This window comes from Hymenobacter cavernae (assembly GCF_014641455.1).
Taxonomy (GTDB): domain Bacteria; phylum Bacteroidota; class Bacteroidia; order Cytophagales; family Hymenobacteraceae; genus Hymenobacter; species Hymenobacter cavernae.
In genome coordinates, this window is the sequence record NZ_BMHT01000004.1 from 467,117 (window position 1) to 490,729 (window position 23,613).

At 57.7% G+C, this 23,613-nt stretch carries 20 protein-coding genes; 13 read left to right on the forward strand and 7 right to left on the reverse strand.

Annotated features, from left to right (window positions below; all coding sequences use genetic code 11):
- Positions 1–71: 71 nt before the first annotated feature.
- The 9 genes from IEX74_RS12925 to IEX74_RS12965 all read left to right on the forward strand — a co-directional run bounded on the left by IEX74_RS12925 (position 72) and on the right by IEX74_RS12965 (position 9,622).
- The gene (locus IEX74_RS12925) at positions 72–1,511 is read left to right on the forward strand and encodes an anthranilate synthase component I family protein (protein ID WP_188814399.1); all 1,440 of its coding nucleotides are present in this window, start codon (positions 72–74) and stop codon (positions 1,509–1,511) included.
- A 227-nt stretch (positions 1,512–1,738) separates the two neighbouring features.
- Entirely contained in the window at positions 1,739–2,317 is a 579-nt protein-coding gene (locus IEX74_RS12930; protein WP_188814400.1) for an anthranilate synthase component II, read from the forward strand.
- A 142-nt stretch (positions 2,318–2,459) separates the two neighbouring features.
- Positions 2,460–3,449, forward strand: a complete 990-nt coding sequence (gene trpD, locus IEX74_RS12935) for an anthranilate phosphoribosyltransferase (RefSeq protein ID WP_188814401.1) — start codon at positions 2,460–2,462, stop codon at positions 3,447–3,449.
- Between the two features lie 79 nt (positions 3,450–3,528).
- A complete protein-coding gene (gene trpC, locus IEX74_RS12940) occupies positions 3,529–4,353 on the forward strand; it encodes an indole-3-glycerol phosphate synthase TrpC (protein WP_188814402.1) in 825 nt (274 codons plus the stop codon).
- Between the two features lie 21 nt (positions 4,354–4,374).
- The gene (locus IEX74_RS12945; RefSeq protein WP_188814403.1) at positions 4,375–5,058 is read left to right on the forward strand and encodes a phosphoribosylanthranilate isomerase; all 684 of its coding nucleotides are present in this window, start codon (positions 4,375–4,377) and stop codon (positions 5,056–5,058) included.
- A gap of 126 nt (positions 5,059–5,184) precedes the next feature.
- A complete protein-coding gene (trpB, locus tag IEX74_RS12950) occupies positions 5,185–6,384 on the forward strand; it encodes a tryptophan synthase subunit beta (protein ID WP_188814404.1) in 1,200 nt (399 codons plus the stop codon).
- Positions 6,385–6,395: 11 nt separating this feature from the next.
- Positions 6,396–7,178, forward strand: coding sequence for a tryptophan synthase subunit alpha (trpA, locus tag IEX74_RS12955; RefSeq protein WP_188814405.1), 783 nt, complete (start codon positions 6,396–6,398; stop codon positions 7,176–7,178).
- Between the two features lie 203 nt (positions 7,179–7,381).
- Positions 7,382–8,395 carry a bifunctional 3-deoxy-7-phosphoheptulonate synthase/chorismate mutase gene (locus tag IEX74_RS12960; RefSeq protein WP_188814406.1) on the forward strand — a complete coding sequence of 338 codons (1,014 nt, stop codon included), beginning with the start codon at positions 7,382–7,384 and terminating at the stop codon, positions 8,393–8,395.
- A gap of 465 nt (positions 8,396–8,860) precedes the next feature.
- Complete coding sequence (locus IEX74_RS12965) at positions 8,861–9,622, forward strand: phenylalanine 4-monooxygenase (RefSeq protein WP_188814557.1); 762 nt, start codon at positions 8,861–8,863, stop codon at positions 9,620–9,622.
- 121 nt (positions 9,623–9,743) lie between these two features.
- On the opposite strand, the gene IEX74_RS12970 is transcribed toward IEX74_RS12965, so the two are convergent.
- The 6 genes from IEX74_RS12970 to IEX74_RS12995 form a co-directional block, all read right to left on the reverse strand.
- Positions 9,744–10,214: an Mpo1 family 2-hydroxy fatty acid dioxygenase gene (locus IEX74_RS12970; protein ID WP_188814407.1), complete on the reverse strand. Its 471-nt coding sequence runs from the start codon at positions 10,212–10,214 to the stop codon at positions 9,744–9,746.
- Positions 10,215–10,388: 174 nt separating this feature from the next.
- Positions 10,389–11,243, reverse strand: coding sequence for a dienelactone hydrolase family protein (locus IEX74_RS12975; RefSeq protein WP_188814408.1), 855 nt, complete (start codon positions 11,241–11,243; stop codon positions 10,389–10,391).
- Positions 11,244–11,411: 168 nt separating this feature from the next.
- Positions 11,412–12,773 carry an ABC1 kinase family protein gene (locus IEX74_RS12980; protein ID WP_188814409.1) on the reverse strand — a complete coding sequence of 454 codons (1,362 nt, stop codon included), beginning with the start codon at positions 12,771–12,773 and terminating at the stop codon, positions 11,412–11,414.
- Between the two features lie 126 nt (positions 12,774–12,899).
- Positions 12,900–13,532: a TetR/AcrR family transcriptional regulator gene (locus IEX74_RS12985; protein WP_188814410.1), complete on the reverse strand. Its 633-nt coding sequence runs from the start codon at positions 13,530–13,532 to the stop codon at positions 12,900–12,902.
- Between the two features lie 128 nt (positions 13,533–13,660).
- A complete protein-coding gene (locus tag IEX74_RS12990; protein WP_188814411.1) occupies positions 13,661–14,986 on the reverse strand; it encodes a cryptochrome/photolyase family protein in 1,326 nt (441 codons plus the stop codon).
- Between the two features lie 115 nt (positions 14,987–15,101).
- On the reverse strand, positions 15,102–15,818 hold the full coding sequence (locus IEX74_RS12995; protein ID WP_188814412.1) for an SDR family NAD(P)-dependent oxidoreductase: 717 nt from the start codon (positions 15,816–15,818) through the stop codon (positions 15,102–15,104).
- 301 nt (positions 15,819–16,119) lie between these two features.
- Between IEX74_RS12995 and IEX74_RS13000 the strand changes: the two genes are divergently transcribed.
- From IEX74_RS13000 to IEX74_RS13015, 4 genes are all read left to right on the forward strand, one after another.
- On the forward strand, positions 16,120–19,566 hold the full coding sequence (locus tag IEX74_RS13000; protein WP_188814413.1) for a pyruvate carboxylase: 3,447 nt from the start codon (positions 16,120–16,122) through the stop codon (positions 19,564–19,566).
- A 110-nt stretch (positions 19,567–19,676) separates the two neighbouring features.
- Positions 19,677–20,417: a hypothetical protein gene (locus tag IEX74_RS13005; RefSeq protein WP_188814414.1), complete on the forward strand. Its 741-nt coding sequence runs from the start codon at positions 19,677–19,679 to the stop codon at positions 20,415–20,417.
- A gap of 70 nt (positions 20,418–20,487) precedes the next feature.
- On the forward strand, positions 20,488–21,201 hold the full coding sequence (locus IEX74_RS13010) for a hypothetical protein (RefSeq protein ID WP_188814415.1): 714 nt from the start codon (positions 20,488–20,490) through the stop codon (positions 21,199–21,201).
- A 19-nt stretch (positions 21,202–21,220) separates the two neighbouring features.
- Complete coding sequence (locus IEX74_RS13015; protein WP_229755270.1) at positions 21,221–22,564, forward strand: M20/M25/M40 family metallo-hydrolase; 1,344 nt, start codon at positions 21,221–21,223, stop codon at positions 22,562–22,564.
- 75 nt (positions 22,565–22,639) lie between these two features.
- On the opposite strand, the gene IEX74_RS13020 is transcribed toward IEX74_RS13015, so the two are convergent.
- On the reverse strand, positions 22,640–23,482 hold the full coding sequence (locus tag IEX74_RS13020; RefSeq protein WP_188814416.1) for a transporter: 843 nt from the start codon (positions 23,480–23,482) through the stop codon (positions 22,640–22,642).
- Positions 23,483–23,613 lie beyond the last annotated feature (131 nt).

The following is a 23,613-nucleotide window of genomic DNA, read 5'->3' on the forward strand; positions in this document are numbered from 1 at the left end:
CGGCCAGCTCAGCATGACAGACAACCTAGGTTTTCCTCCTAACTCCTGGCTTCCAGCTCCTAGCTCCACCCATGAAATACGCCCTCAAAACTCGCCACGTCCGTCTGCTCGCCGATACGGTGACGCCCGTGGGGCTTTACCTGCGCCTGCGCGACCAGTATTCCAACTGCCTGCTGCTGGAAAGCTCCGACTACCACGGCCAGCAGAACGCCTTCAGCTACCTGGCTTTCGAGCCGTTGGCGCGCTTTGAGGTGAGCCGCGGCGAGCTGCGCCAAACCTTCCCCGACGGCACCAGCAGCACCGAAACGCTGGCCCAGCCGCGCCTGGCGCTGGAGCGGCTGCGGGAGTTTGCCGGCAGCTTCGAGACGGAGCCGTTGGAGTTTGACTTCATCACGGGCGGGCTGTTCGGCTACATCGGCTACGAGGGCGTGCAGTATTTCGAAGACCTGACCCTGAACCCAGCCAAGGAAGCCGCCGGGCAGATCCCGGATATTATCTACGGTACGTATCGTTACGTCATTGCTATCAACCACTTCCGCAACGAGTTGTATGTGTTTGAGCACTCACCCGTCGCCGAGCCCGTTGACCACGAAGGCCTCACGCGCCTTGTGAATCTAATTCGCAACCCTAGCATTCCGGAGTTTGGCTTTGCGCCGGTGGGCGAGGAAAGCACCAACCAAACTGACGAAGAGTTTCTGAAGGTGTTGGCTGCTGGCCAAGACCATTGCCGCCGCGGCGACGTATTCCAGATTGTGCTGTCGCGCCGCTTTCAGCAGGGTTTTGTGGGCGACGAGTTCAACGTGTACCGGGCGCTGCGCTCCATCAACCCCTCGCCGTACCTGTTTTATTTCGACTACGACAACTTCAAGATTTTCGGCTCCTCGCCCGAAACGCAGCTGCTCATCAAAGGCCGCGAAGCTAGCCTGTTCCCGATTGCCGGTACCTTCCGCCGCACCGGCCGCGACGCTGAAGACGCTGCCCTGGCCCAGAAGCTAGCCGCCGACCCCAAAGAAAACGCCGAGCACGTGATGCTGGTGGACCTAGCTCGCAACGACCTGGCCCGCCACGGCGACAACGTGAAGGTGAAGGTGTTTCGCGAAATTCAGTTCTACTCACACGTTATTCACCTCGTAAGCGAGGTAAACTCGACCCTGGCGCCCGGCGCTGCCTCCCTGCAAGTGGTGGCTGATACCTTCCCAGCGGGCACGCTCTCCGGTGCGCCCAAGCACAGCGCCATGCAGCTCATCGACAGGCTGGAGCCAACGGGCCGGGGCTACTACGGTGGTTGCCTGGGTCACCTAGGTTTCAACGGCGACTTCAACCACGCCATCATGATTCGCTCCTTTTTGAGCACCGGCAACCAGCTTTATTACCAAGCCGGTGCCGGCGTGGTGGCCGCTTCGGATATCAATTCTGAGCTGAACGAAGTGCACCACAAGCTGGCCGCGCTGCGCAAAGCGCTGGTAGCTGCGGAGTCAGTGGGAGAGAAGCTGACGGCAGGGGTACAGTAAACAACAGGCAGAACGTCATGCAGAGGCGAAGCCGAAGCATCGCGCGCGCTTCGTGGCTGAGGTGGAACGATGTAGAGACGCAATATTTTGCGTCTCGTCGTTGAACAACCTAGGTCGCGGCGTGCAGAACAAACAACATCAGCAACGACGAGACGCAAAATGTTGCGTCTCTACTCAGCTCAACGAAGCAGTAGATGCAGATCCGCCTGACAAACGAACCAAAGACCATGAAAATCCTCGTTCTCGATAACTACGATTCCTTCACCTACAACCTCGTGCAGCTATTGCGCGAGCTAGGCTACGGCGACAGCACCGACGTGGTGCGCAACGACAAAATCGACCTCGACAAAGTAGACGAGTACGACGCTATTCTGCTTTCGCCCGGCCCAGGGGTGCCGTCGGAAGCAGGTTTGATGCCGGAAGTGATTCGCCGCTACGCCCCGACCAAGCGAATGCTGGGTGTGTGCCTGGGTCACCAGGGTATTGCCGAAAGCTTTGGTGGACAGCTATATAACTTGCCCGCGGTGTTGCACGGAATTGCTACCGATGCCGACATCATCACTGGCGAAGACCGGCTGTTTCATGGCTTGCCCACGCAGTTCAAAGTAGGCCGCTACCACTCCTGGGTTGTGACGCCCGACACCATGCCCGAAGAGCTGGAAATAACAGCCCGCGACGCCAACGGCCAGGTGCTGGCCCTGCGCCACCGCAAGTACGACGTGCGCGGCGTGCAGTTTCACCCCGAATCTATTTTGACCGAGCACGGCCACCAGATGCTGAAGAACTGGCTGGAAGGCAACGATTAATTTGTAGCGCGAAGCCTGCGCTTCGCGTGTCGTTGAACGAAATCGCTGCCAAGAACCTAGGTGCCAGTCGTTCAACGATACGCGAAGCGGGAGCTTCGCGCTACATCGTGCTACACTTTAGTTATTACAACCAATCAGTACCTTGAAACAGATCCTAGCCACCCTTTTTGATCAGCAAACGCTTACCCGTGACGAAGCCCGTGAGGCCATGTTCCGGATCGGCAACGGTGGTGCCAACGCCGCCGAAACCGCCGCCTTCATGTCGGTGTACCGGATGCGGCCCATCACCGTGCCCGAGCTGGCCGGCTTTCGCGACGCGCTGCTGGAGCTGTGCCGCGACCCAGAGCTAGGTACGCACGAAGTAGTCGACATCGTCGGCACGGGTGGTGATGGCAAGAACACGCTCAACATCTCGACCCTGGCCTGCTTTGTGGTGGCGGGCGCGGGCTATAAGGTAGCCAAGCACGGCAACATCGGCGTGTCGTCGGTGACGGGCTCGGCGAATATTCTGGCTCACTTCGGCTACGATTTCGAGGCGCCTTCCGACAAGCTGCGCGAACAGCTGGACCGCGCCAATATTTGCTTTCTGCACGCGGCGGCGTTTCACCCGGCCATGCGTTTCGCGGCCCCGATTCGGCGGGAGCTAGGAGTGCGCACCTTCTTCAATATCCTAGGTCCGTTGGTGAATCCGGCGCGGCCTAATGCTCAGTTGGCCGGCGTGTTCAACGTGGAGCTGCTGCGCCTCTACAACTACCTTTTCCAGCAAACCGGCACGCGCTACGCCATTGTGCACGCCCTCGATGGCTACGATGAAATATCGCTCACGGGCGCGGCCAAGCTCGCCACCCCGGCCGGTGAGCGGGTCGTGACGGCCGAAAACCTAGGTTTAACCACCCACGCACCCAGCGACTTAGCCGGCGGCAGCACGGTGGCCGAATCAGCCACCATGTTCCTGAATGTGCTGAATGGCCAGGGTACTGCCGCTCAGCGCGACGTCGTGACGGCCAACGCCGCCCTGGCTTTACAGTGTTCCAACCCGGCTTTCTCGTTCGCGGAAGCCCTGGCCGCCGCCCGCGAATCCTTGGACAGCGGCCGCGCCCGCGAGTCGTTCCGACAATTGTTGAACGTCTAACGGAACGCCCTCTGCGCACCTCTGCGTTTCCTTCGCGCACCTCCGCGGGAACCCTTATTAAGAACTCCTCACTACATATATGAGCACTGCCCCCACCATTCTCGACCAGATCATCACCCACAAGCGCCGCGAAGTTGCCGAGCGCCAGAGTCTGGTTCCCAACAAGTTGCTGGAACGCAGCCTGTACTTCGGCAGCACGCCGCTGAGCCTGCGCAAGTACTTGCTGCGCGAAGACCTGAGCGGCATCATCGCCGAATTCAAGCGCAAGTCGCCTTCCAAAGGGTGGATCAACCCGCACGCGCCGGTCGAGCGCACCACCATCGGCTACATGCAGGCGGGCGCGTCGGGTCTGTCGGTCCTCACGGATGCCGAGTTTTTTGGGGGCAAAAACGAAGATTTAACCATTGCGCGGCGCTTCAATTTCTGCCCGATTCTGCGCAAAGATTTCGTGATTGATGAGTACCAGATTCTGGAGGCCAAGAGCATCGGGGCCGATGCCGTGCTGCTAATTGCCGCCGTGCTCAGCGCCGACGAGGTGAAAAACCTAGGTCAGTTTGCCCGCAGCCTGGGTCTGGAAGTGCTGCTGGAAGTGCACAACGCCGAAGAGCTCGACCGCACCCTGCACCCCGACGCGGTGAGCCTGGTAGGCGTAAACAACCGCAACCTCCACGATTTCAGCGTTAGTCTGGAAACGTCGGTGGAACTAGCTGAGCGTATCCCGAACGAGTTTGTGAAAGTGACGGAAAGCGGCCTCAACTCGGCTGCCGACCTCGTGCGCTTGCGCGGTGCCGGCTACCGCGGCTTCCTGATGGGCGAGGCCTTTATGCGCCACAGCCGACCCGAAAAAGCTTGCGCGGCGCTCGTGCAGGAACTCAGCACAGCCGCCGAGGTGTCCGTAGCCTAGGTTCACTAAACTTCTCTCCCGATGGCCATTGTTGAGTCCACTACTCCTGAGAACGAAGCCCATAACAAGCTCCGCATTAAAGTGTGCGGCATGAAGTTCGCCGAGAATATTGCTAATGTAGCTACGCTGGAGCCTGATTTCTTGGGCTTTATCTTTGTTTCTGGCTCGGCGCGCTATGCGGCCGATACGCTCGATCCGCGTCAACTGCTCGCCTTGCCGCTGGGCATCAAGCGGGTAGGAGTGTTTGTAGATGAAACCACCGCCAACATCCTGCGCATAGCCGGGCAGTACGGCCTCGACCTGGTGCAGCTGCACGGCGAAGAAACACCAGAACAATGTGCTGACTTACAGACAGCTGGCTTGCCGGTGATGAAGGTGTTTTCAGTAGGGGAGACGTTCGACTTCGCCACGCTTATGCCTTATGTGTCGCATTGCACCTACTTCCTGTTCGACACCAAAGGGGAAATGCGCGGCGGCAACGGCACTACCTTCGATTGGAATTTGCTCAAAGCGTATCCGCTCTCAGTGCCTTACTTCCTGGCCGGCGGCCTCGACCTCAGCCACGTTCCGGTGCTACAGGAGCTACAGCTGCCCGGCCTGTTTGCCGTGGACCTGAACAGCCGCTTTGAAGCCGCGCCGGGGCAAAAAGACGTGGAGAAACTGCGCGTAATGCTGGAGGCACTGCGCTATAATCCAATGAATTAAGAACTGTCATTCTGCGCATCAAGCAGAGACGAAGAGTCAGGGTTAAGACCTAGGTTGGTTAATCCAGATTCCTCGCTGCTCTCAGAATGATAATCACAAACCTAGCTTCTCAATACCGAATTCCCCATGACCTATCAACCGAATGCCCGTGGCTACTACGGTGAGTTTGGCGGCGCCTACATTCCCGAAATGCTCTACCCAAACGTGGAAGAGCTACAGGCGAATTACCTCCAGATCTTAGCCGATCCTGATTTTCAGCGCGAGTACCAGAAGCTGCTGCGCGACTACGTCGGGCGGCCCACGCCGCTGTTTGAAGCCAAGCGTCTTTCCGCCAAGTACGGCACGCGTATCTTCCTGAAGCGCGAGGACTTATGCCACACCGGCGCCCATAAGGTGAACAACACGGTCGGCCAGATTCTGATGGCCCGGCGCCTGGGCAAGACGCGCATCATTGCCGAAACCGGCGCCGGTCAGCACGGCGTGGCCACGGCTACCGTTTGCGCGCTGATGGGCATGGAGTGCATCGTGTACATGGGCAAGATCGACATGGAGCGGCAGCGCCCCAACGTGGAGCGGATGCGCCTGCTCGGGGCCGAGGTTCGCGCCGCCGTGAGCGGCAGCCAAACCCTGAAAGACGCCACCAACGAAGCCATCCGTGACTGGATCAGCAACCCCGTGGATACGCACTATATCATCGGCTCGGTGGTGGGTCCGCACCCGTACCCCGACCTGGTGGCGCGCCTGCAATCGGTGATTAGCGAGGAGATGCGCAAGCAGCTAAACGAAGAGCTAGGTCGCGAACTGCCTGACTACGTGGTGGCTTGCGTGGGCGGCGGCTCCAACGCGGCCGGCGCGTTCTACCACTTCCTCGACGAGCCTTCCGTGAAGCTGATTGCGGTGGAAGCGGCCGGGCACGGCATCAACTCGGGCCACTCGGCGGCCACTTCGGTGCTGGGTAAGCCGGGTATCATTCACGGCTCGCGCACGCTGCTCATGCAAGACGAGCACGGCCAGATTACGGAGCCGTATTCGCTGTCGGCGGGGCTGGATTATCCGGGTATCGGGCCGCTGCACGCCTTCCTGGGTACGTCGGGCCGGGCTAGGTTTATCAGCATTGAAGACGAGCAAGCCCTGTATTCGGTGGCCGAGCTGAGCCGTCTGGAAGGCATTATTCCGGCCCTGGAAACGGCGCACGCGCTGGCGGCGCTGCCGCAGCTAGGTGCTGGCCCCGAGGATATTGTGGTCGTGAACCTCTCCGGTCGCGGCGACAAGGACTTGGCCACCTACCTCCAATTTGCCGACAAACTGAACTCCTACGAATTTTAAGCTGCTGCTCCGTGGAAAATCGCATTGCCAAAGCTTTTGCCAAAAAACAGCGCAATCTGCTCAACGTTTACCTCACGGCCGGCTACCCCACGCTCGACGCCACCGTGCCCCTCATCGAGGCGCTGGTTAGCTCCGGCGCCGACCTCATCGAAATCGGCATGCCGTTCTCCGATCCGCTGGCCGATGGCCCGGTTATTCAGGCCAGCAGCACGGCGGCTTTGCTCAATGGCATGAATCTGTGGGTGCTGTTTGCGCAGCTCAAAGACATCCGGCAGCGCGTGCCCGAAACGCCGATCCTGCTCATGGGCTACCTCAACCCGGTGATGCAGTTCGGCATGGAAAACTTCTGCCGTGAAGCTGCTGCCGCCGGCGTCGATGGCTTGATTCTGCCGGATTTGCCTTTGGTCGAGTATGAGGAGGAATATCAGGACCTGTTCCGGCGCTACAATCTGCGGCCGGTGTTCCTCATCACGCCCCAGACTTCTACCGAGCGCATCCGCCGCATCGATGCCTTGACCGAATCGTTTCTGTACCTCGTATCCGGCCCTGGCACCACGGGCGGCGGCACAGCGCAGGACCCCACCAAGCAAGAAGCTTATTTTGAGCGCATTGCGGCCATGAACCTGCGCAACCCGCGCCTGATCGGTTTTGGCATCGGCGACAAAGCTTCTTTCGAGCGGGCTTGCCGCTATGCCGAAGGAGCCATCATCGGCTCGGCGTTCATCAAAGCGCTGGAAAGCAAAGAAGATGCACCCGCCGCCGCGCGGGAGTTTGTCGAATCGGTTCTTAATTAATCCCCCGTCTGTCATCCTGAGCTTGCATTCCGCGCATCAAGCGGCGTGACCTCCCTCTGAGAAGCGACAAACCTTCTTTTTCGACGAAAAGCCTCTGACCAACCCCAAAGCTAGCTAAGAGCTTTTCGTGTTTAGTTGGGCTTTTGGGTAAAAAGAGGAGGGTCCTTCCTTCGTCAGGATGACAGAGCTGATAATTACCACCCATGCTCATTCAGCTAGAAAAATCCATCAGCGAGGCCGCCAAAGCGGATATCATCGCCTACATCAAAAGCATCAAGTACAAAGTCACGGAGGTGACGACCCAACGGGCGCACTACCTGGTGGGCATCGGCAAAGGCGAGTTCGACCTGCGCCCCCTGGGGCAACTGCCCGGTATCCACGACATTCACCGCGTTTCCGACGACTACAAGCTGGTAAGCCGCAAGTGGCGCGTGCGCCCCACCATTCTGGACCTAGGTGACGGCGTGCGCATTGGCGAAGGAACGCTGAGCCTCGCGGCAGGTCCGTGCAGCATCGAGAGCGAGGAGCAGATGGAAAAAATCATGCAGCACCTCGTGAACAACGACGTGCGCCTGATGCGCGGCGGCGTGTTCAAACCTAGGTCGTCGCCGTACTCATTCCGGGGGCTAGGTATGGAGGGCCTGAAGCTGTTTCACCAAATGGCTCGGGAGCGAGGCATTAAAATCGTGACAGAGGTGATGCAGGTGTCGCAGGTGGAAGAGATGCACGATTACGTGGACGTGTTCCAGGTTGGTGCGCGCAACACCCAGAATTTCAACCTGCTCGACGCCCTGGGTGGTGTCGACAAGCCGGTGCTCATCAAGCGCGGCATCTCGGGCACGATTGAAGAGCTGTTGTCGTCGGCCGAATACGTTTTTTCGGGCGGCAATGAGAAGCTGATTCTGTGCGAGCGAGGCATCCGGACCTTCGAAACGGCCAGCCGTAACACGCTCGACCTGAACGCTATACCGATCTTGAAGGAGAAAACGCACCTGCCCGTAATGGTCGACCCGTCGCATGGCATCGGCATCCGCGACTACGTGTCGCCGATGGCGCTGGCGGGCGTGATGGCCGGCGCCGATGGCATCCTCTACGAAGCCCACGAGAAGCCCGAAGAAGCTGCTTCCGACGGTCAACAGACGCTCAACTTTGCCGAATCGGCCCGCCTGATTCGTAATCTGCGCAAAGTGTACGCCTTGCGGCAGGAACTGGAGTAATGGCATGAGGCTGGTTGTGGGTAGCAAGTGTGCTGCCTGCAACCAGCCTAGGCCCTCTGATCGTATAAAGAAGGCATGGCTGAGGACGCAAAGAATAGATTACTTATGATCTAAGTTCCTTTGTGAAATACCCTGTCAAATAGGGGTGTGTTGTTGTGATATTGTTAACTATATGGCTTTTTAGGTATAATTTGTATAGTATATCAATGACGTTGTTACTATATTATTAATAAATGGCCTGAAAATTTTAAGTATAGAGCGTATAACTTATTTGTAAATTCTTATACCTTTGCTCGCACTATGCGACACCAAGCTGTGCAATGCCTGAACTATTTGATTACCAATCGCTTTAAGCGAACTGGAATCGGGCTTTATTGTCAGTGCGGAAGCTAGAAGCAAATGCTACTAATCCTCTGAAACCTAAAGCCCGACTCCGACAGGAACCGGGCTTCTTTATTTTTCTCTATACCCTTTACGACCATGTTCCAGCAACCTTATGACCGGTACACCGCCCAAGACCAACGCGTCTGGAAGGTACTGTTCGACCGTCAAACCGCTGTGCTTCACAAACGCGCGGCCTCTGCGTTTGTTGAAGGGCTAGCTCGTATTGGACTTAACCGCCACGCTATTCCCGTATTTTCGGAGGTAAGTCAGCGGCTGCGCTGCGCCACCGGCTGGGAGCTGAAAGCCGTGCCCGGCCGGGTAGAGGATGCCACGTTCTTCGCCCTGCTGGCCGAGCGTAAGTTCCCGACTACGATGTGGTTACGCAGCATGGAGCAGTTCGACTTTGTGAAGGAGCCCGACCTGTTTCATGACGTATTCGGCCATGTGCCGCTGCTCATGGATGCTACCTTTGCCAACTTCCTGCACTTGCTGGGCCGCACGGCTTTGCAGCATCTGCACGATGCGGAGGCGTTGCGGCGGCTGCGAGCGTTCTATGGCTTTACGGTGCAATTCGGGCTGGTAATGGAAGACGGCAAGCCGCGCATCTACGGCGCCGGCCTGCTGTCGTCGTCGCTCGAAACGCACCACTGCGTGCACGAAGACACGCCGCGTCAGCCCTTTGACCTGGCGATGGTGCTGGATACGGCTTACACCGAAGAGCGCCTGCAAGAGCAGTATTTCGTGCTGAACTCGTGGGAGCAGCTGACAGAGGCTGTCGCCGAACTAGCGGCTTTGCTCGCCAATGTGCATGTGAATGCCTGGGAGTTGAAGGCTGCCTGCTAGGTTAAGATATTATAAAACAGTTCATTAGTGCGCCTGTTGGGCTGACGAAGATTTCACATACCGGGCGGTATGATCTTCGTCAATCCAACAGGCGCTTTTGTGTAAGAACCTAGGTCTGGATTTAATACCGCCAGCCGAGCCGCTCGTACACGAAATGAAGCAGCCACACTGGCCCAATCAGCAGGAACTGTAAGTCTTTCAGGAAGCTAGGTTTCTTGCCTTCGATCTTGTGGCCCCAGAACTGCCCGACCCAGGCCAGCACAAAAATCAGCAGGCACACGCCCCAGAGCGGGAGCGGAGCGCTGGCTTCTACCACGCGCAAACCCGCGGCCATCATGGCCCAGATGAACACCATGCCCAGCGCGAGCCGTACCGAAAGCCGTAGGTAATACAGCACCGCCAAAGCCATTACCAAGGTGGCCCAGTTGACCCACGGACCTGCCGCTCGCATAAAGTCGGGCACCGGAATTGACCATAGCAGACCTAGGATGCTGAACATGATCAGCGGCACGCAAATCCAGTGTACGCGCTTATTGGTGGGGTTTTGGTGGCTTTCGCCGTATTCGGCGAGGAGAATGGGTAGGGTGCTCATCGTCAGGTGGGTAGGAGTGTGTAGCTAAAATTAAAGCTTTTTTAGCTTTCCTGTTTTGTGAAAATTAGGCATGAAAAAAGCCCCGCTGAAGAATCAGCGGGGCTTTGAGTAGCAGCGGTTTATTAGTAGTTGTAGCGCGGACTTTGTAGTCCGCGCTACATGCGCCAGGAGAACCTAGGCTTTCAGCTTGAAGCTTTTGCGCAGATAGTCGACCGTAGCGGTGTGGGCTTCGGCGGCAAACTTCTGGTTGAACTTCGGATTGGAAGGATTGGCAAAAGCATGGTCGGCGTCGTAGCTCTTGATGGTCACTTGCTTCTTGGCCGCGGCCATGTCTTTCTGGAACTGGCTGACTACCTCGGGGTTAATCCACTTATCCTGCGAGCCGAAGATGCCGAGTACGTCGGTGTTGAGCGTTTTAAGCTTGGCGACATCCTGCTCGGGCATGCCGTAGTACATCACGCAGCCCACATCTTTGGAGCCGGCCAGCAGGGCCGTTTGCAGCGACCAGCCCCCGCCGAAGCACCAGCCTACCGAGGCAATCTGCGCCTTCGGGCCGGCGTACATAATAGCCCCTTTGATGATGTTCTGGGCGCGGTCAGTTTTCACGCCTTGCATCAGCTTGCCGGCTTCCTCGGGCGTGCTGGCTACTTGGCCATCATAGAGGTCCAAGGCAATGATATTCACTCCTTTCAGCTCGTTGGCGAACGTGCTGCTTTCCTTCTTGATGTAGTCGTTCAGGCCCCACCACTCGTGAATAACGAACAGGTATTTATTGGAAGGCGTGCTGCTTTTAATTTCAAAGCCGTGGGCGTTTTTGCCGTCCGGGGTTTTGAATTCAATAGCCTGCCCTTCACCTTCGTAGGTATAAGGCAGCGGTGCATCGTGGCCGCCGGAGAAATCCTCGTTGGAAGCTAGCATGGCAAATGCTTCAGTAGCATTCGTCGGCCGGGCGCAGCAGCTCATCGATTGGGCCGAAGCCACAGATACCACGCTCAGGAGCGCGGCACAGAGAGTCCAGAATTTTTTCATGGAACTAGTGAAAGAGGGGAAAAGTGGGACATAATTGGCAACCTAGGTGAAGTGTCATTCCGAACGAAGTGAGGAATCTGAGTTATTGACCTAGGCCTTAACTCAGATTCCTCACTTTGTTCGGAATGACAAGCGGCTGCCAGTGTAGCCCTAAACCGGAAAATGCGCCTACAGTTTAGCTTCTGCTAAAAATGGCATTTCCGTGCGCACCTCCGCCTTCAGTTCCGACAACAGCGCGTACAGCCCCACATAGGTGCGGTTGACGTAGATGAAGTGGCGCGAGCCGCGCGGCTCGCGCTGCTGGCGTAGCTCTGGCTGCTGCATCAGGTCGTCGCCGAGGGCATAGAGCGATTGGATATAGGCCTCATTACCAAAGTCAAAGCTAGGTTGCTGGAAAGGCTGCGCCACTAGCTCCAACGATGCTTTGATGGTGCGCAGGTATAAGTCACGCTGAGCGGCCGGGTCATCTGGTCGTAGTACTTCCAGCGCGGTAAGTAGCGTAGCCAAGCGAACTTCATCTGTTAGCACACCGGGCTCTAAGAGGGCAAAAAACTGCTCATAGAACTCCGCTGGGATATCCTTTACGCAGCCGAAATCCAGCACACCTAGAGTGCCGCCGTTGTCGGCGCGGAGCAGGAAGTTGCCGGGGTGCGGATCGGCGTGCACCTGGCGCAGCGTGTGAATCTGGAAAGCGTAGAAGTCCCAGAGCGCTTGGCCTAGCTGGTTGCGCACGGCCTGGGAAGGATTGGTTGCTAAGAACTCCTTCAGGTGCTGGCCCGGCAGCCAATCCATTGTCAGGATGCGAGTTGAAGAATACTCGGGGTAGTAGCGCGCAAATTCGAGGTGCGGCAGCTCGGCGCTGCGGTCGGCGATTTCGGTGCCGCGGCGCAGCTCCAGCTTGTAGTCGGTTTCTTCCAGCAGGCGCGTTTCCACTTCCTCCAAATACGGGCGCACCTGCGACTCGGATAAGCCTAGCACGCGCAATGCAATCGGCTTTACCAGGCGAATATCCGAGCGGATGCTGTCGGCCACGCCAGGATATTGCACTTTCACCGCCAGCGCCTTACCATCTTTGCGGGCAAAATGCACTTGCCCAATGCTGGCAGCCTGCCGTGCGTTGATGTCGAACTCATCGAACAGCTCGTAGGGCGAGCGACCTAGGGTGTCGCGGAAAACCTTGATAACCAACGGCCCTGAGAGCGGTGGCGTTTGGTACTGGGCTTGGGCAAATTGGTCGGCGTAGGCGCTGGGGAGAATGTTCTTCTCCATGGCCATCATCTGAGCCACCTTCAGCACCGAGCCTTTCATTTCGCTCAGAGCGCCGTATAGCTCCGCAGCGTTGGCGGCGTGTAGGTTCTCCGTTGTGCTTTCCGCACCCACCGAGCGACGAGCGTAGTGCTTGACGTAGTTGGCCCCGACTTTCAAGCCGGTTTTAGCGAAGCGTGCGGCCCGCGCTACCTTGGTGGTAGGAAGAGAGACTAAAGGTTTAGAGGATTCCGGCGTAGGAATAATCTCTTGAGAATCAGACATGCTAGAATTAGTTAACAGCGCGCTGTAGCGCGAAACCTGCGCTTCGCGCCTCGTTGGACAGTAATCGTGCGCTAACCTAGGCCGAGTCGTTCAACGATACGCGAAGCGCAGGTTTCGCGCTACACGCTAGCGGCGATGCAATAAAAACCGAGCTAGGTCCAGCGCCGAATCGAGGGAGTTGCGACCTACCAAGTCGAAGCTCAGGGTCACCGCTTTTTCTATGGCGGCATCGGTGCGCTCGAAGTTCAGGCTATCGTCTTTGGCGAAGAAACCTAGCACAAACAGTATTTGCTGCCAGAACGCTCGCGGATATTGCTCTTGCACCAACGGCCGACTCGCCACCTCCTCCGTGCGCCGACCTTCGCGCAGCAGATCTTCGGCAAACACCTCAAAATCCTGACGGAAATCATCGAGCACGCGCGGCGTGAAGCCGGGCACTTTCGGCATCGAGCGGCGCAGAGACTGCAAGGCGTAGCTGCGGTTCTGCTTTAGAATTTCGAGCAAAGTGAAGTAGAAAGCCAGCAGCCGCTCGCGCGAGCCGTACTCATTCCACACGGGTTCCAGCGCGGCTCGTTCCCGCGCCTGCCGCCCGAAGTCGGCCCAAATGTCGCGGTCGATGGCGTCGAAAGTGGCGTAGTAGCGGTAGAACTCAGCCTCCGGAATACCTAGCTTTTGGGTAAGTTTGAAGACTGAAGCCGGCGGCGCGCTTTTGCGCAGCACGTAGTCGAGATAGGCCTGTTTGATGCGTTCTTTCTCCATATTTCTACAACCAACGGACGAGCCGGAAGGTTGCCCTAGCGAGCTGAGTTTGTGCGCAAAACAGCCACGTAGCGCGGACTTTGTAGTCCGCGCCTAGTTTGTTCATTGCGCGGGCTACAAAGTCCGCGCTACATTCCTGCTTCCTGATAAGCGGCTCGCAACGCGTCGACGGCGCGTTGGCGCGCAAAGGGATGATCGACGATGGGAGCCGGGTAGGCGGTGGTGCCTAGCTCCGGCACCCATTGCTTGATGTAAGCTAGGTCGGCATCAAATTTCTCCTGTTGACTTTGCGGGCTGTACACCCGAAACCACGGCGCGGCCACCACGCCGGTGCCAGCCATCCATTGCCAGTTACCCACGTTCTGCGACATGTCGTAATCGAGCAGCTTGTCGGCAAAATACCGGTCGCCCCAGCGCCAGTCGATGAGCAGATGCTTCACTAAGAAGCCCGCCGCCGCAATCCGAACGCGGTTGGGCATGTAGCCTGTCTGGTTCAGCTCGCGCATACCGGCATCTACCAGCGGATAGCCGGTGCGCCCGTCGCACCACGCCTGAAACTCCTCCTCGTTGTTGCGGTACGGCACATTGCGCAGGCGCGGATTGTAGCTCTCCGTCGCCGTATTCGGATAATGCCAGAGCAGCATCATGAAGAAGTCGCGCCACACAAGCTCGGCCAAGAGCTTAGGGTTCAACTCTTTCGCTTGACGCATAAGCTGGCGCACGCTCAGTGTGCCGAAGCGCAGGTGCACCGAGCGGCGCGTGCTGCTATTCACCAAGCCCGGCCGGTCGCGGGTTTGGTGGTAGTTGCGCACTAAGTCGTCAGTGGGCAGCTCGGCGGCGGGCACGAACTGTTCGTAGTGCTCGAAGTTCATGCTTTCCAGCGTCGGCCGGGTGGGCGCATCAGGCAGGAAAGCTAGGTTGCTTTTCTGAAAAAGGTCGGCCGACGGATAAGGCTGTAAGTGTTCGTCGCGCAACGCCGCCAACCAGGTGTCGCGGTAGGCGCTGAAGTTTTTGGAAGGCGTGCCGCTTTTGGTCAGAATCTCGTCTTTGGCAAAAATTACCTGGTCTTTGAAGGCTTTGAACGCGGCGCCGTGCTGCTGGCATAACTCGGCCACCGCCGCATCGCGCACTTTGGCGTAAGGCTCGTAGTCTTCGTTAGTGTACACGGCCGCAACTTTGTAGGTGCGGAGAAGCTCGGCAAAGACCTCTAGCGGTCGGCCATAATAAGCCAGGAATGTGCCGCCAGCCTGCTCAGTCTGTCGGGCAAGGCGCTCTACTTCGTTGTAGATAAACGTCACGCGGGCGTCGCGGCGGCTAGGTAGCTGGTCCAGAATTTCGCGGTCGTAAATGAACAGCGGCACTATTGGGTGGCCTAATTGCAGTGCAGCCGCCAAGCCCGCATTGTCATGCTGACGTAAGTCGCGCCGGTGCCAGAAGAGGGTGATTTTCGCCATAATGCTAAGAGGATAAGGTAAGAGCATGACTGTCATTCCGAGCTAAGCGAGGAATCTGAGTTACTGACCTAGGTTTTAACTCAGATTCCTCGCTTAGCTCGGAATGACAGTCATGCTACTTCAGGCGCGACATGCCACCATCAACCGGCAGAATCTGACCCGTGATAAACGAGCTGTGTGCGGAAAGCAAAAACGAGGCGGCATAAGCTAGGTCCTGCGGCTGACCGATGCGCTGCAACGGATGGCGCTTGGCACCGGCTTCGACTTTTTCAGGCGTGTTGAGCAGAGAAGCGGCCAACGGCGTGTCGGTGAGGGACGGCGCCACGGCATTCACCCGAATGTTGCTGGCTGCGTACTCCGCTGCCAAAGCGCGAGTCAGTCCTTCCACGGCGCCTTTGGCAGTAGCAATGCTTGTATGAAAGCTCATGCCAGTGCCGGCCGCCACGGTGCTGAATAATACCACCGAAGCGCCATTCGCTTTCTTTAACCGCTTCATTAGCAGTTGCAATACTTGCACCGCGCCCAGCACGTTCAGCTCAAAGTCAGACCGGAAATCATCCAGTGGAATCCGCTCGAAAGGGCGTAGCTTGATGCTGCCGGGGCAGTACACCACGCCATGCAGCACCTCTGGCAGCGCATCAAACACAGTAGGTGCCAGCGGCTGCGTGACGTCTAGCTCCAGGTGCGTCGTCTGGAGTTCGGCCAGCTCCGGCGAGAGGTGGCGCGAGGCCGTAAAGAGGCGGTAGCCAATCTGATGCAGCAGTTGGGCAGTGGCCAGCCCAATGCCGGAAGAAGCCCCGATGACGAGGATGTTTTGATTGGCAAAATCCATAGGATGAGTGCAGTAGCGTGGTATGCCTCTACAACTCAACTATTCTGTGAAGGTTTATGGATTATGTCCAAGAAAGAGTTGCCAAGGCTACTTCTTTCAAACTGTAAGTTACTGAAGTGAAAGCTGCGCTAAATTTTTCTGTTTCCTTATTTTCTTGAGCTTTTAGATTCAACTACGCTTCTTTTTTGCGAAATCCTTAACAAAAAAGACGATTTTCTAGGAGAATGTTGCTTAAAGTTGGTCGCTTTGGCGGGCTTTAGTAGCTTACGCCGCAACTGAAGTTTTCTGCCAAAATCCCTCTATGAACATTCGCAAATTGCTGGTCGCCAACCGCGGCGAAATTGCCATTCGCGTACTACGCGCCGCGAGCGAGCTAGGTATCGCCACGGTGGCCGTGTACACCTACGAGGACCGTTATTCCCTGCACCGCTACAAAGCCGATGAAGCCTACCAAATCGGCCGCGACGAGGAGCCGCTGAAACCTTACTTGGATATTGAGGAGCTTCTGCGGACGGCCAAGGAAAATGGCGTCAATGCGATTCACCCCGGCTACGGTTTTCTGAGCGAAAATGCCACGTTTGCCCGGCGCTGCGCCGAAGAAGGCATTGTGTTCGTGGGACCTAGGCCAGAAGTGATGGAGGCGCTCGGCGACAAAGTAGCCGCCAAGCGCGTAGCCGTGGAGTGCGAAGTGCCCATTATTGAGAGCAGCACCCAGGATCTGACCAGCTTTGAAATTGCTCAGGAAGAAGCTCATAAGATCGGTTATCCGATAATGCTGAAGGCGGCGGCGGGCGGTGGCGGCCGTGGCATGCGCGTGATTCGCGACGATGAGCAGCTGGAGAAAGGCTTCTTCGAGGCCCGCAACGAAGCCAAAAAAGCCTTCGGCGACGACACGGTGTTCCTGGAGAAGTTCGTGGAGAAGCCTAAACACATTGAGGTGCAATTAGTTGCCGATAGCTACGGCAACATCGTGCACCTCTACGAGCGTGACTGCTCGGTGCAACGGCGTTTTCAGAAGGTAGTGGAAGTGGCGCCCGCCATCAACCTGCCCGACCACCTGCGCGAAAAGCTGTACGAGTACGCGCTGAAGCTAGGTAAGGCGGTGAACTACAACAACGTAGGTACAGTCGAGTTTCTAGTGAATCCTGAGGAAGACCGTATCTACTTCATCGAGGTGAACCCGCGCATTCAGGTTGAGCACACGGTCACGGAGATGATTACGGGCGTTGACCTGATCAAAACCCAGATCTACATCGCCGACGGCGGTAGGCTGACCGACCCCGAAATCAACCTAGGTCCGGACGTGAAGCCGCCGAAAATCGGGGTTGCCATTCAATGCCGCATCACCACGGAAAACCCCGAGGAAGACTTCAAGCCCGACTACGGCACCATCATCGCCTACCGTTCGGCAGGCGGTTTCGGGATTCGACTGGATCAAGGTTCTGTATATCAGGGAGCTAAGATCCTGCCTTTCTTCGACTCGCTGCTGGTGAAGGTGTCGGCGCAGGCGCGGACGCTGGCAAATGCGGCCTCGCGGATGAGCCGCACGCTCGACGAATTTCGGATTCGGGGAGTGCACACCAATATTCAGTTCCTGCAAAACATCATCTCGCACCCCGAGTTCGTGAGCGGTCAGGCCAACGTGGACTTCATCAAGGACCACGCGGAGCTGTTCAAGTTCAAGGTGCGGCAGGACCGGGGCTCGAAGGTGCTAGGTTTCATCAGCGACATCGTGGTAAACGGCAACCCCGACGTGAAGGGCCTGGTGGACCCGAACCGGGAGTTTCGCCGCGCTATTCGGCCCGACTACGACCCGGTGGCGCCTTACACGCCCGGCACCAAAGACAAACTGACCGAGCTAGGTCCGGAGGAGTTTTCGAAGTGGCTGCGCAACGAACCGCTGATTCACTACACCGATACGACGCTGCGCGACGCGCACCAAAGCCTACTTGCGACCCGCATGCGCACCTTCGACATGATGAAGGTGGCGGAGCGCTACGCCAAAATGCACCCCCAAACCTTCTCGATGGAAGTGTGGGGCGGCGCGACCTTCGACGTAGCCTTACGCTTTCTGCACGAAGATCCGTGGGAACGGCTGGCCAAGCTGCGCGCCGCCGTGCCAAACATTCTGCTGCAAATGCTCATCCGCGGGGCCAACGGTGTGGGCTACAAGGCGTACCCGGATAACCTGATCGAGCGGTTTGTGGAGCAGGCTTCGGAGACCGGTATCGACGTGTTCCGCATTTTCGATTCGCTGAACTGGATGAAGGGCATGGAGTCCTGCATCGGTTTCGTGCGCAACAAAACCAAGGGCTTGGCCGAAGCCAGCATCTGCTACACCGGCGACATTCTCGACCCTAGCCGCTCCAAATACAGCCTCGACTATTACCTGCGGCTAGCCAAGCAGATCGAAGATGCTGGTGCACATATCCTGTGTATCAAGGACATGGCAGGTTTGCTGAAGCCCTACGCAGCTGGCGAGCTGATTTCTGGTCTGCTCGATACAGTAAAGATTCCGATTCACCTGCACACCCACGATACGTCGTCGTTGCAGGCGGCCACGTATCTGAAAGCAGCGGAAGCGGGCGTCAATGTCATCGACGTGGCCCTAAGTTCGATGTCGGGGCTGACGTCGCAGCCGAACTTCAACTCCGTGGTGGAGATGTTCCGCCACACGCCGCGCCACCGCGAGTTCAACCAGGAGAGCCTGAACCAGTTCTCGAATTACTGGGAAACGGTGCGCGAGTATTACTATCCATTTGAATCGGGTTTGAAAGCGGGCACTTCGGAAGTGTTCCAGCACGAAATTCCGGGCGGGCAATACTCCAACCTGCGTCCGCAAGCCGTGGCCCTAGGTCTAGGCGACCGGTTTGAGGAAGTGAAGAAAACCTTCACCGACGTCAACTTCCTTTTCGGCGATATCATTAAGGTAACGCCTTCCTCGAAAGTGGTGGGCGACATGGCGTTGTATCTGGTTACCAACAATCTAACTACGCAGGATGTGTTGGAGCGGGGCGAGTCGCTGAACTTCCCGGAGTCGGTAGTGAGCCTGTTCCGCGGCGACATTGGGCAGCCCGAAGGCGGCTGGCCCACCGAGGTGCAGCACGTGATCCTGAAAGGCGAGCAGCCCTTCACCGACAAACCCAACGAGCACCTGGCCCCCATTGACTTCGACGCCGAGTGGACGACGTTCCGGGAGAAGTTCGGAGAGGGCGGCAAGTTCACCGATCTGCTTTCTTACCTGCTGTATCCCAAAGTGTTCGAGCAATATTGGGCGCACGTACAGGAGTTCGGCGACGTGTCGCCGGTGCCGACGCGGGTGTTCTTCTACGGCTTACAGCCGGGGCAGGAAACCATCATCGACATTGCCCGCGGCAAATCCATCATCATCAAGCTGCGCTCAATCGGCGAGGTAAATGACGACGGCTGCCGCACGCTGTTCTTCTCCTTCAACGGCCAGACCCGCAACCTCGACGTGCGCGATAAGTCGGTGGAAGTGAAGACGGTGCGCAACCCCAAAGTCGACAAGAACAACACGCGGCAGGTGGGCGCTCCGTTGCAGGGCATGCTCTCGAAGGTGCTGGTCGAGCCGGGGCAGGAGGTGAAACGCAACGCGCCGCTCTTCATCATTGAGGCCATGAAGATGGAAACCACCATCACGGCCGCCGACGACGCCAAAGTTGCCGCCGTGCAGCTTAGCGAAGGCACGCTGGTGCATGCCGACGACCTAGTGCTGACGCTAAGCTAGGTTAGTAGTATTAGCTCAACTGTAACACGGAGGGGTTCGGTTGCAAAATCGAACCCTTCCGTGTTCTTATTATTTTGTATAATAGCCGGAAATGCATGACTTATAGTGATATGAAAATACCTTCTATTCTGGCGACGACGCTGCTATTAACCTCGGAAGTGGTTGTAGGTCAAACTCCTACTGCTGTGACGAGTCCGGACCCGCAGACCAATAATATGCAGGACCCGGCGAAGATTCAGCAGTATACGCGGAGCCTGGAGGCGATGCGCGCGGACAACCCTTATAAAGGCGTGAGCGGGTCGCCGTATCTGGTGACGAGGTGGCTCCCGGCCACTATCACGACCCGCACCAAGGCCGTGATGCAGGCGGTGCCGTTGAAGTACGATGTGCTTGAGCAACACCTACTTACCCGCGACCCGCAGAAAGGGGATTCTATGCAGCTGAATGATGACTTTGTCGTCAGCTTTGTGTTGACCGATCCGAACCGGCCGCAGCAGAAGCGGGAGTTTCGGCGCTTTCTGGAGGCGCCGGTGCCTGCCCAGACGCGGGAGTTTGTGGAGGTGCTGCACCAGGGCAAATACACGCTGCTGAAGCAGTACGGGAAGGAAGTGCAGCGAGTTGGCTACAAAGATGCCGCTAACTTCGACGACCGCCCCACCGCGATAGACGATAAAGTTACCTATTACCTGGCGCGGGCAAATGGTCCGGCGATGCCTATCAAGCTGAAGCTAAAAGCCTTGCAGTCAGCCGCGCCCGACCTAGCTTCCGCCCTGAAAGAAGCCAGCGGCAAGCAGGCCATTGCTACGGAAGATGAAGTAATTGTGCTGCTGCAAGCCGTGGATAAACCATAAGGCCCATGCTAAACAGAGAGCTAGCTTACTACTCACCTAACTATTCAACTTTGTTGCCCACGATCAACTTATGAAGCAAGCAGTACTAGTTCTTGCAGGGTTACTCGTCACGAAAATCGCTAGTTGTCAGAATAATAACCTGACCAATCCAGTCAACATTCAGGAGAATATAAATTCCATTGTGAAGGGCTCAGCGGCCATGACGATGGACAACCGCTATGCCGGCGTGACGGGGACGCCTTACCTGGTGCCGCGCTGGCTCTCGGCGGACATCACCACGCGGCAGAAAAAAGTGGTAGCAGCGTTGCCCCTGAAATACGATGTGCTTCAGCAGCAGCTCCTGATGCGGGACCCGCAGAAGGGCGATTCGCTGCTGCTGGACGAGAATCTGGTGACGAGCTTCGTGCTAAGCGACCCGAGTCGGATGCACGATAAACGACAGTTTCGGCGCTTCCTGGAGGCACCCAATCCGGCGCAGTCGCGCGAGTTCGTGGAGGTGCTGCACCAAGGCAAGTACGCGCTGCTGAAGCAGTACAACAAGACGCTGGACAAGGCCAACTACAAAGGCGCCTATAGCGTTGACCAGCGCTCCGACGAAATACAGGACAAAATCACCTACTATCTGGCGCGCTCAGCTGGTCCCGCGGTGCCGGTAAAGCTGAATCTGAAAGCCTTGCAGGCTGCCGCTCCGGACCTAGCCTCCGCCTTGAAAGAGGAGGGCAGCAAGCGGCCCGCGAAGACGGAAGACGATGTAGTGGCCTTGCTCGGGGCAGTGGATAAGTAGTAAGGTCTTACTTTAGAGCATGAAGAACACGATTTTACTACTGCTGGGCCTAGGTTTTGGCTACGCAGGCGTGGCGCAAAAAGCCAAGCCGCGCAAAGCCGCCGCGGCTCCTATCAAGCAAGCTTCCGTAGAGCGGATTATTCGCACGCTGGCTGCCGATGATATGGAGGGTCGGGCTTCCGGCAAGCCGGGCAACCTTAAGGCGGCGCAGTTTATCGCCGGCGAGTTTAAGCGCATTGGGTTGCAGCCTTTGGCGGGACTAACCGATTATGACCAAGTTTTCTCGGCTTACGATGTGCGCTCTACGGACATACAAGTAGAAATGAATGGCACTGCCGTGCCCGCCGACCGGGTGCTGCTATCATCCGGAATACCACAGCTGGCCTGGTCGGAAAAAGACAGCCCGGCGGCGCGCATGGTCGTTATCGGGCCGGAGGCGAACGTAGGGCAGGAGCTGCGGCTCTTGCTGCAAGCAAAGGAGAACCTGATGGTGCTGGTCGACCCGGCGCACGCGGCTTATTTTCAACGCATAGGCGGCTACTTGAAGCGCAGTGCCCTCCGCGCCGAGAAGCCGGAGCCGTACGCCAGCGTGTTCGTTCTGAGCACGCCATCTGCCACGCCGCTCACGTACCGCGTAACAGCCACCACAACCATCAAGCCCGTGCCGCTGCGCAACGTGGTGGGCGTGCTGCCTGGTCGCGATAAAACCAAAGCCGCCGAGGTGGTCGTCTTCTCGGGGCACTACGACCACCTAGGTTCGTTGCCCGCTGTAGCCGGCGACTCCATTGCCAACGGTGCCGACGACGATGCCAGCGGCATCACGGCCGTGATTTCATTAGCGGAGTACTACAAGAAAAGGAAGGATAATGCCCGCACGCTCGTGTTTGTGGCCTTCACGGCGGAAGAAATCGGGGGGTTCGGCTCGCAGTACTTCTCCAAGCAACTCGATCCGGCGAAAGTAGCGGCCATGTTCAACATCGAGATGATCGGCAAAGTGGCGCAGTTTGGCCCCAGTACCGCTTTCATCACCGGCTACGAGCGGTCCGATTTCGGCAAGCTGCTTCAGCAGAACCTACAGGGTACTGCGTTCCGCTTTGAGCCCGATCCGTACCTGGAGCAGAACCTCTTCTATCGTTCCGACAACGCAACCCTGGCTCGCCTCGGCGTGCCGGCCCACACCATCAGCACCGACCAGATTCCGACGGACAAGCTCTACCATTCCGTTGATGATGAGGTCGAAAGCCTGAACCTGGGGAATATGACGTCTGTCATAACGGCTATTGCGCAGAGCGCTACCGGTATCGTCGCGGGCCAGCAGACGCCCACGCGCATTGCCCCGGAACCGGTGGGGCAGCGGCCGTAACGTATCCGCAAAAGCCGCGGCTCTAGCTTTTTCTACTATTGATAGAAAAAGCTAGAGCCGCGGCTTTTATGCGTTCTACTTCGGCAGCCTTACGCTTAAACCGCCACCCAGGGTGAAGCCTGTACCTAGGTCGCCAACCTGCTGACCGGCAGTTATATCCAGCCGCAAGCCGGGCAGGGGGCGCCAATACAGGCCGCTGGTCAGGCCGGGTAAAAAGCTGGTAGTGCGCTGCCAGGTTGTATACGCCTCGGCGAAGAAGCCGAAGTTATTGCCGAGCGGCCCATTCAGCGCCAGCGTGCCAAGGTACTGACCTAGCTTCGTATCCACGGCCTTAAACCCGCGCTGCCGAAAACCTAGGTTGGCTTCCAGCCCAAAGCGCCGCCCGATCTGCTGCGACACGAGCAGACGCACGGCCGGTTCGTATGCTTTGTTCTGGAACGACGCATCGCCGGTTCGTAAGGTCATTTCGGTTAGCAGAACCACCTGCGAACGAGCATCCTGGTTCGTGGAAGCCAGGAACTTAGCCCCAACAGTCAGCGGCGCAAAGCCGGCCGGTGAGGTTACGGGGCTGGTTTCTCCCAACGGCCTGACGCCCGGCAGCGGGTGTAGGTAGCCCTGACTAGCGCGCAGCTCGATGTGGTTGAAAAAACCCACCCGCAGCAACGCGCTGGAAAGCGTCCGGCGCGTGCCCCAAGTCGCGTCAGTCGGGGCGAAGCGCTGGATGCCGGTTTCGAGCTGCACCTGTCCGGGGTGCAGCATGTTGGTCGTGACGGTCTGCCCTGGTCGGTCGGGGCGGATGTTCTGAATGAACGGCGTTTCGGTGTTGTCGACGTTGGGGTCAATCGTCTGGGCCAGGGTGCAGACCGGACCTGCGAGCAAAAGCCCGGCGGCGGTCAGCAGAGTGGTCGTTTTGTGCATCCTCCCTGACGCGTAGCAGTTCAGGAAAGTTCGGTAGGTAGCGCGCATGTAGCGCGAAGCCTGAGCTTCGCGTATCGTTGAACGATCTAACCTAGGTCTACCTAGCACAAGTCGTTCAACGATACGCGAAG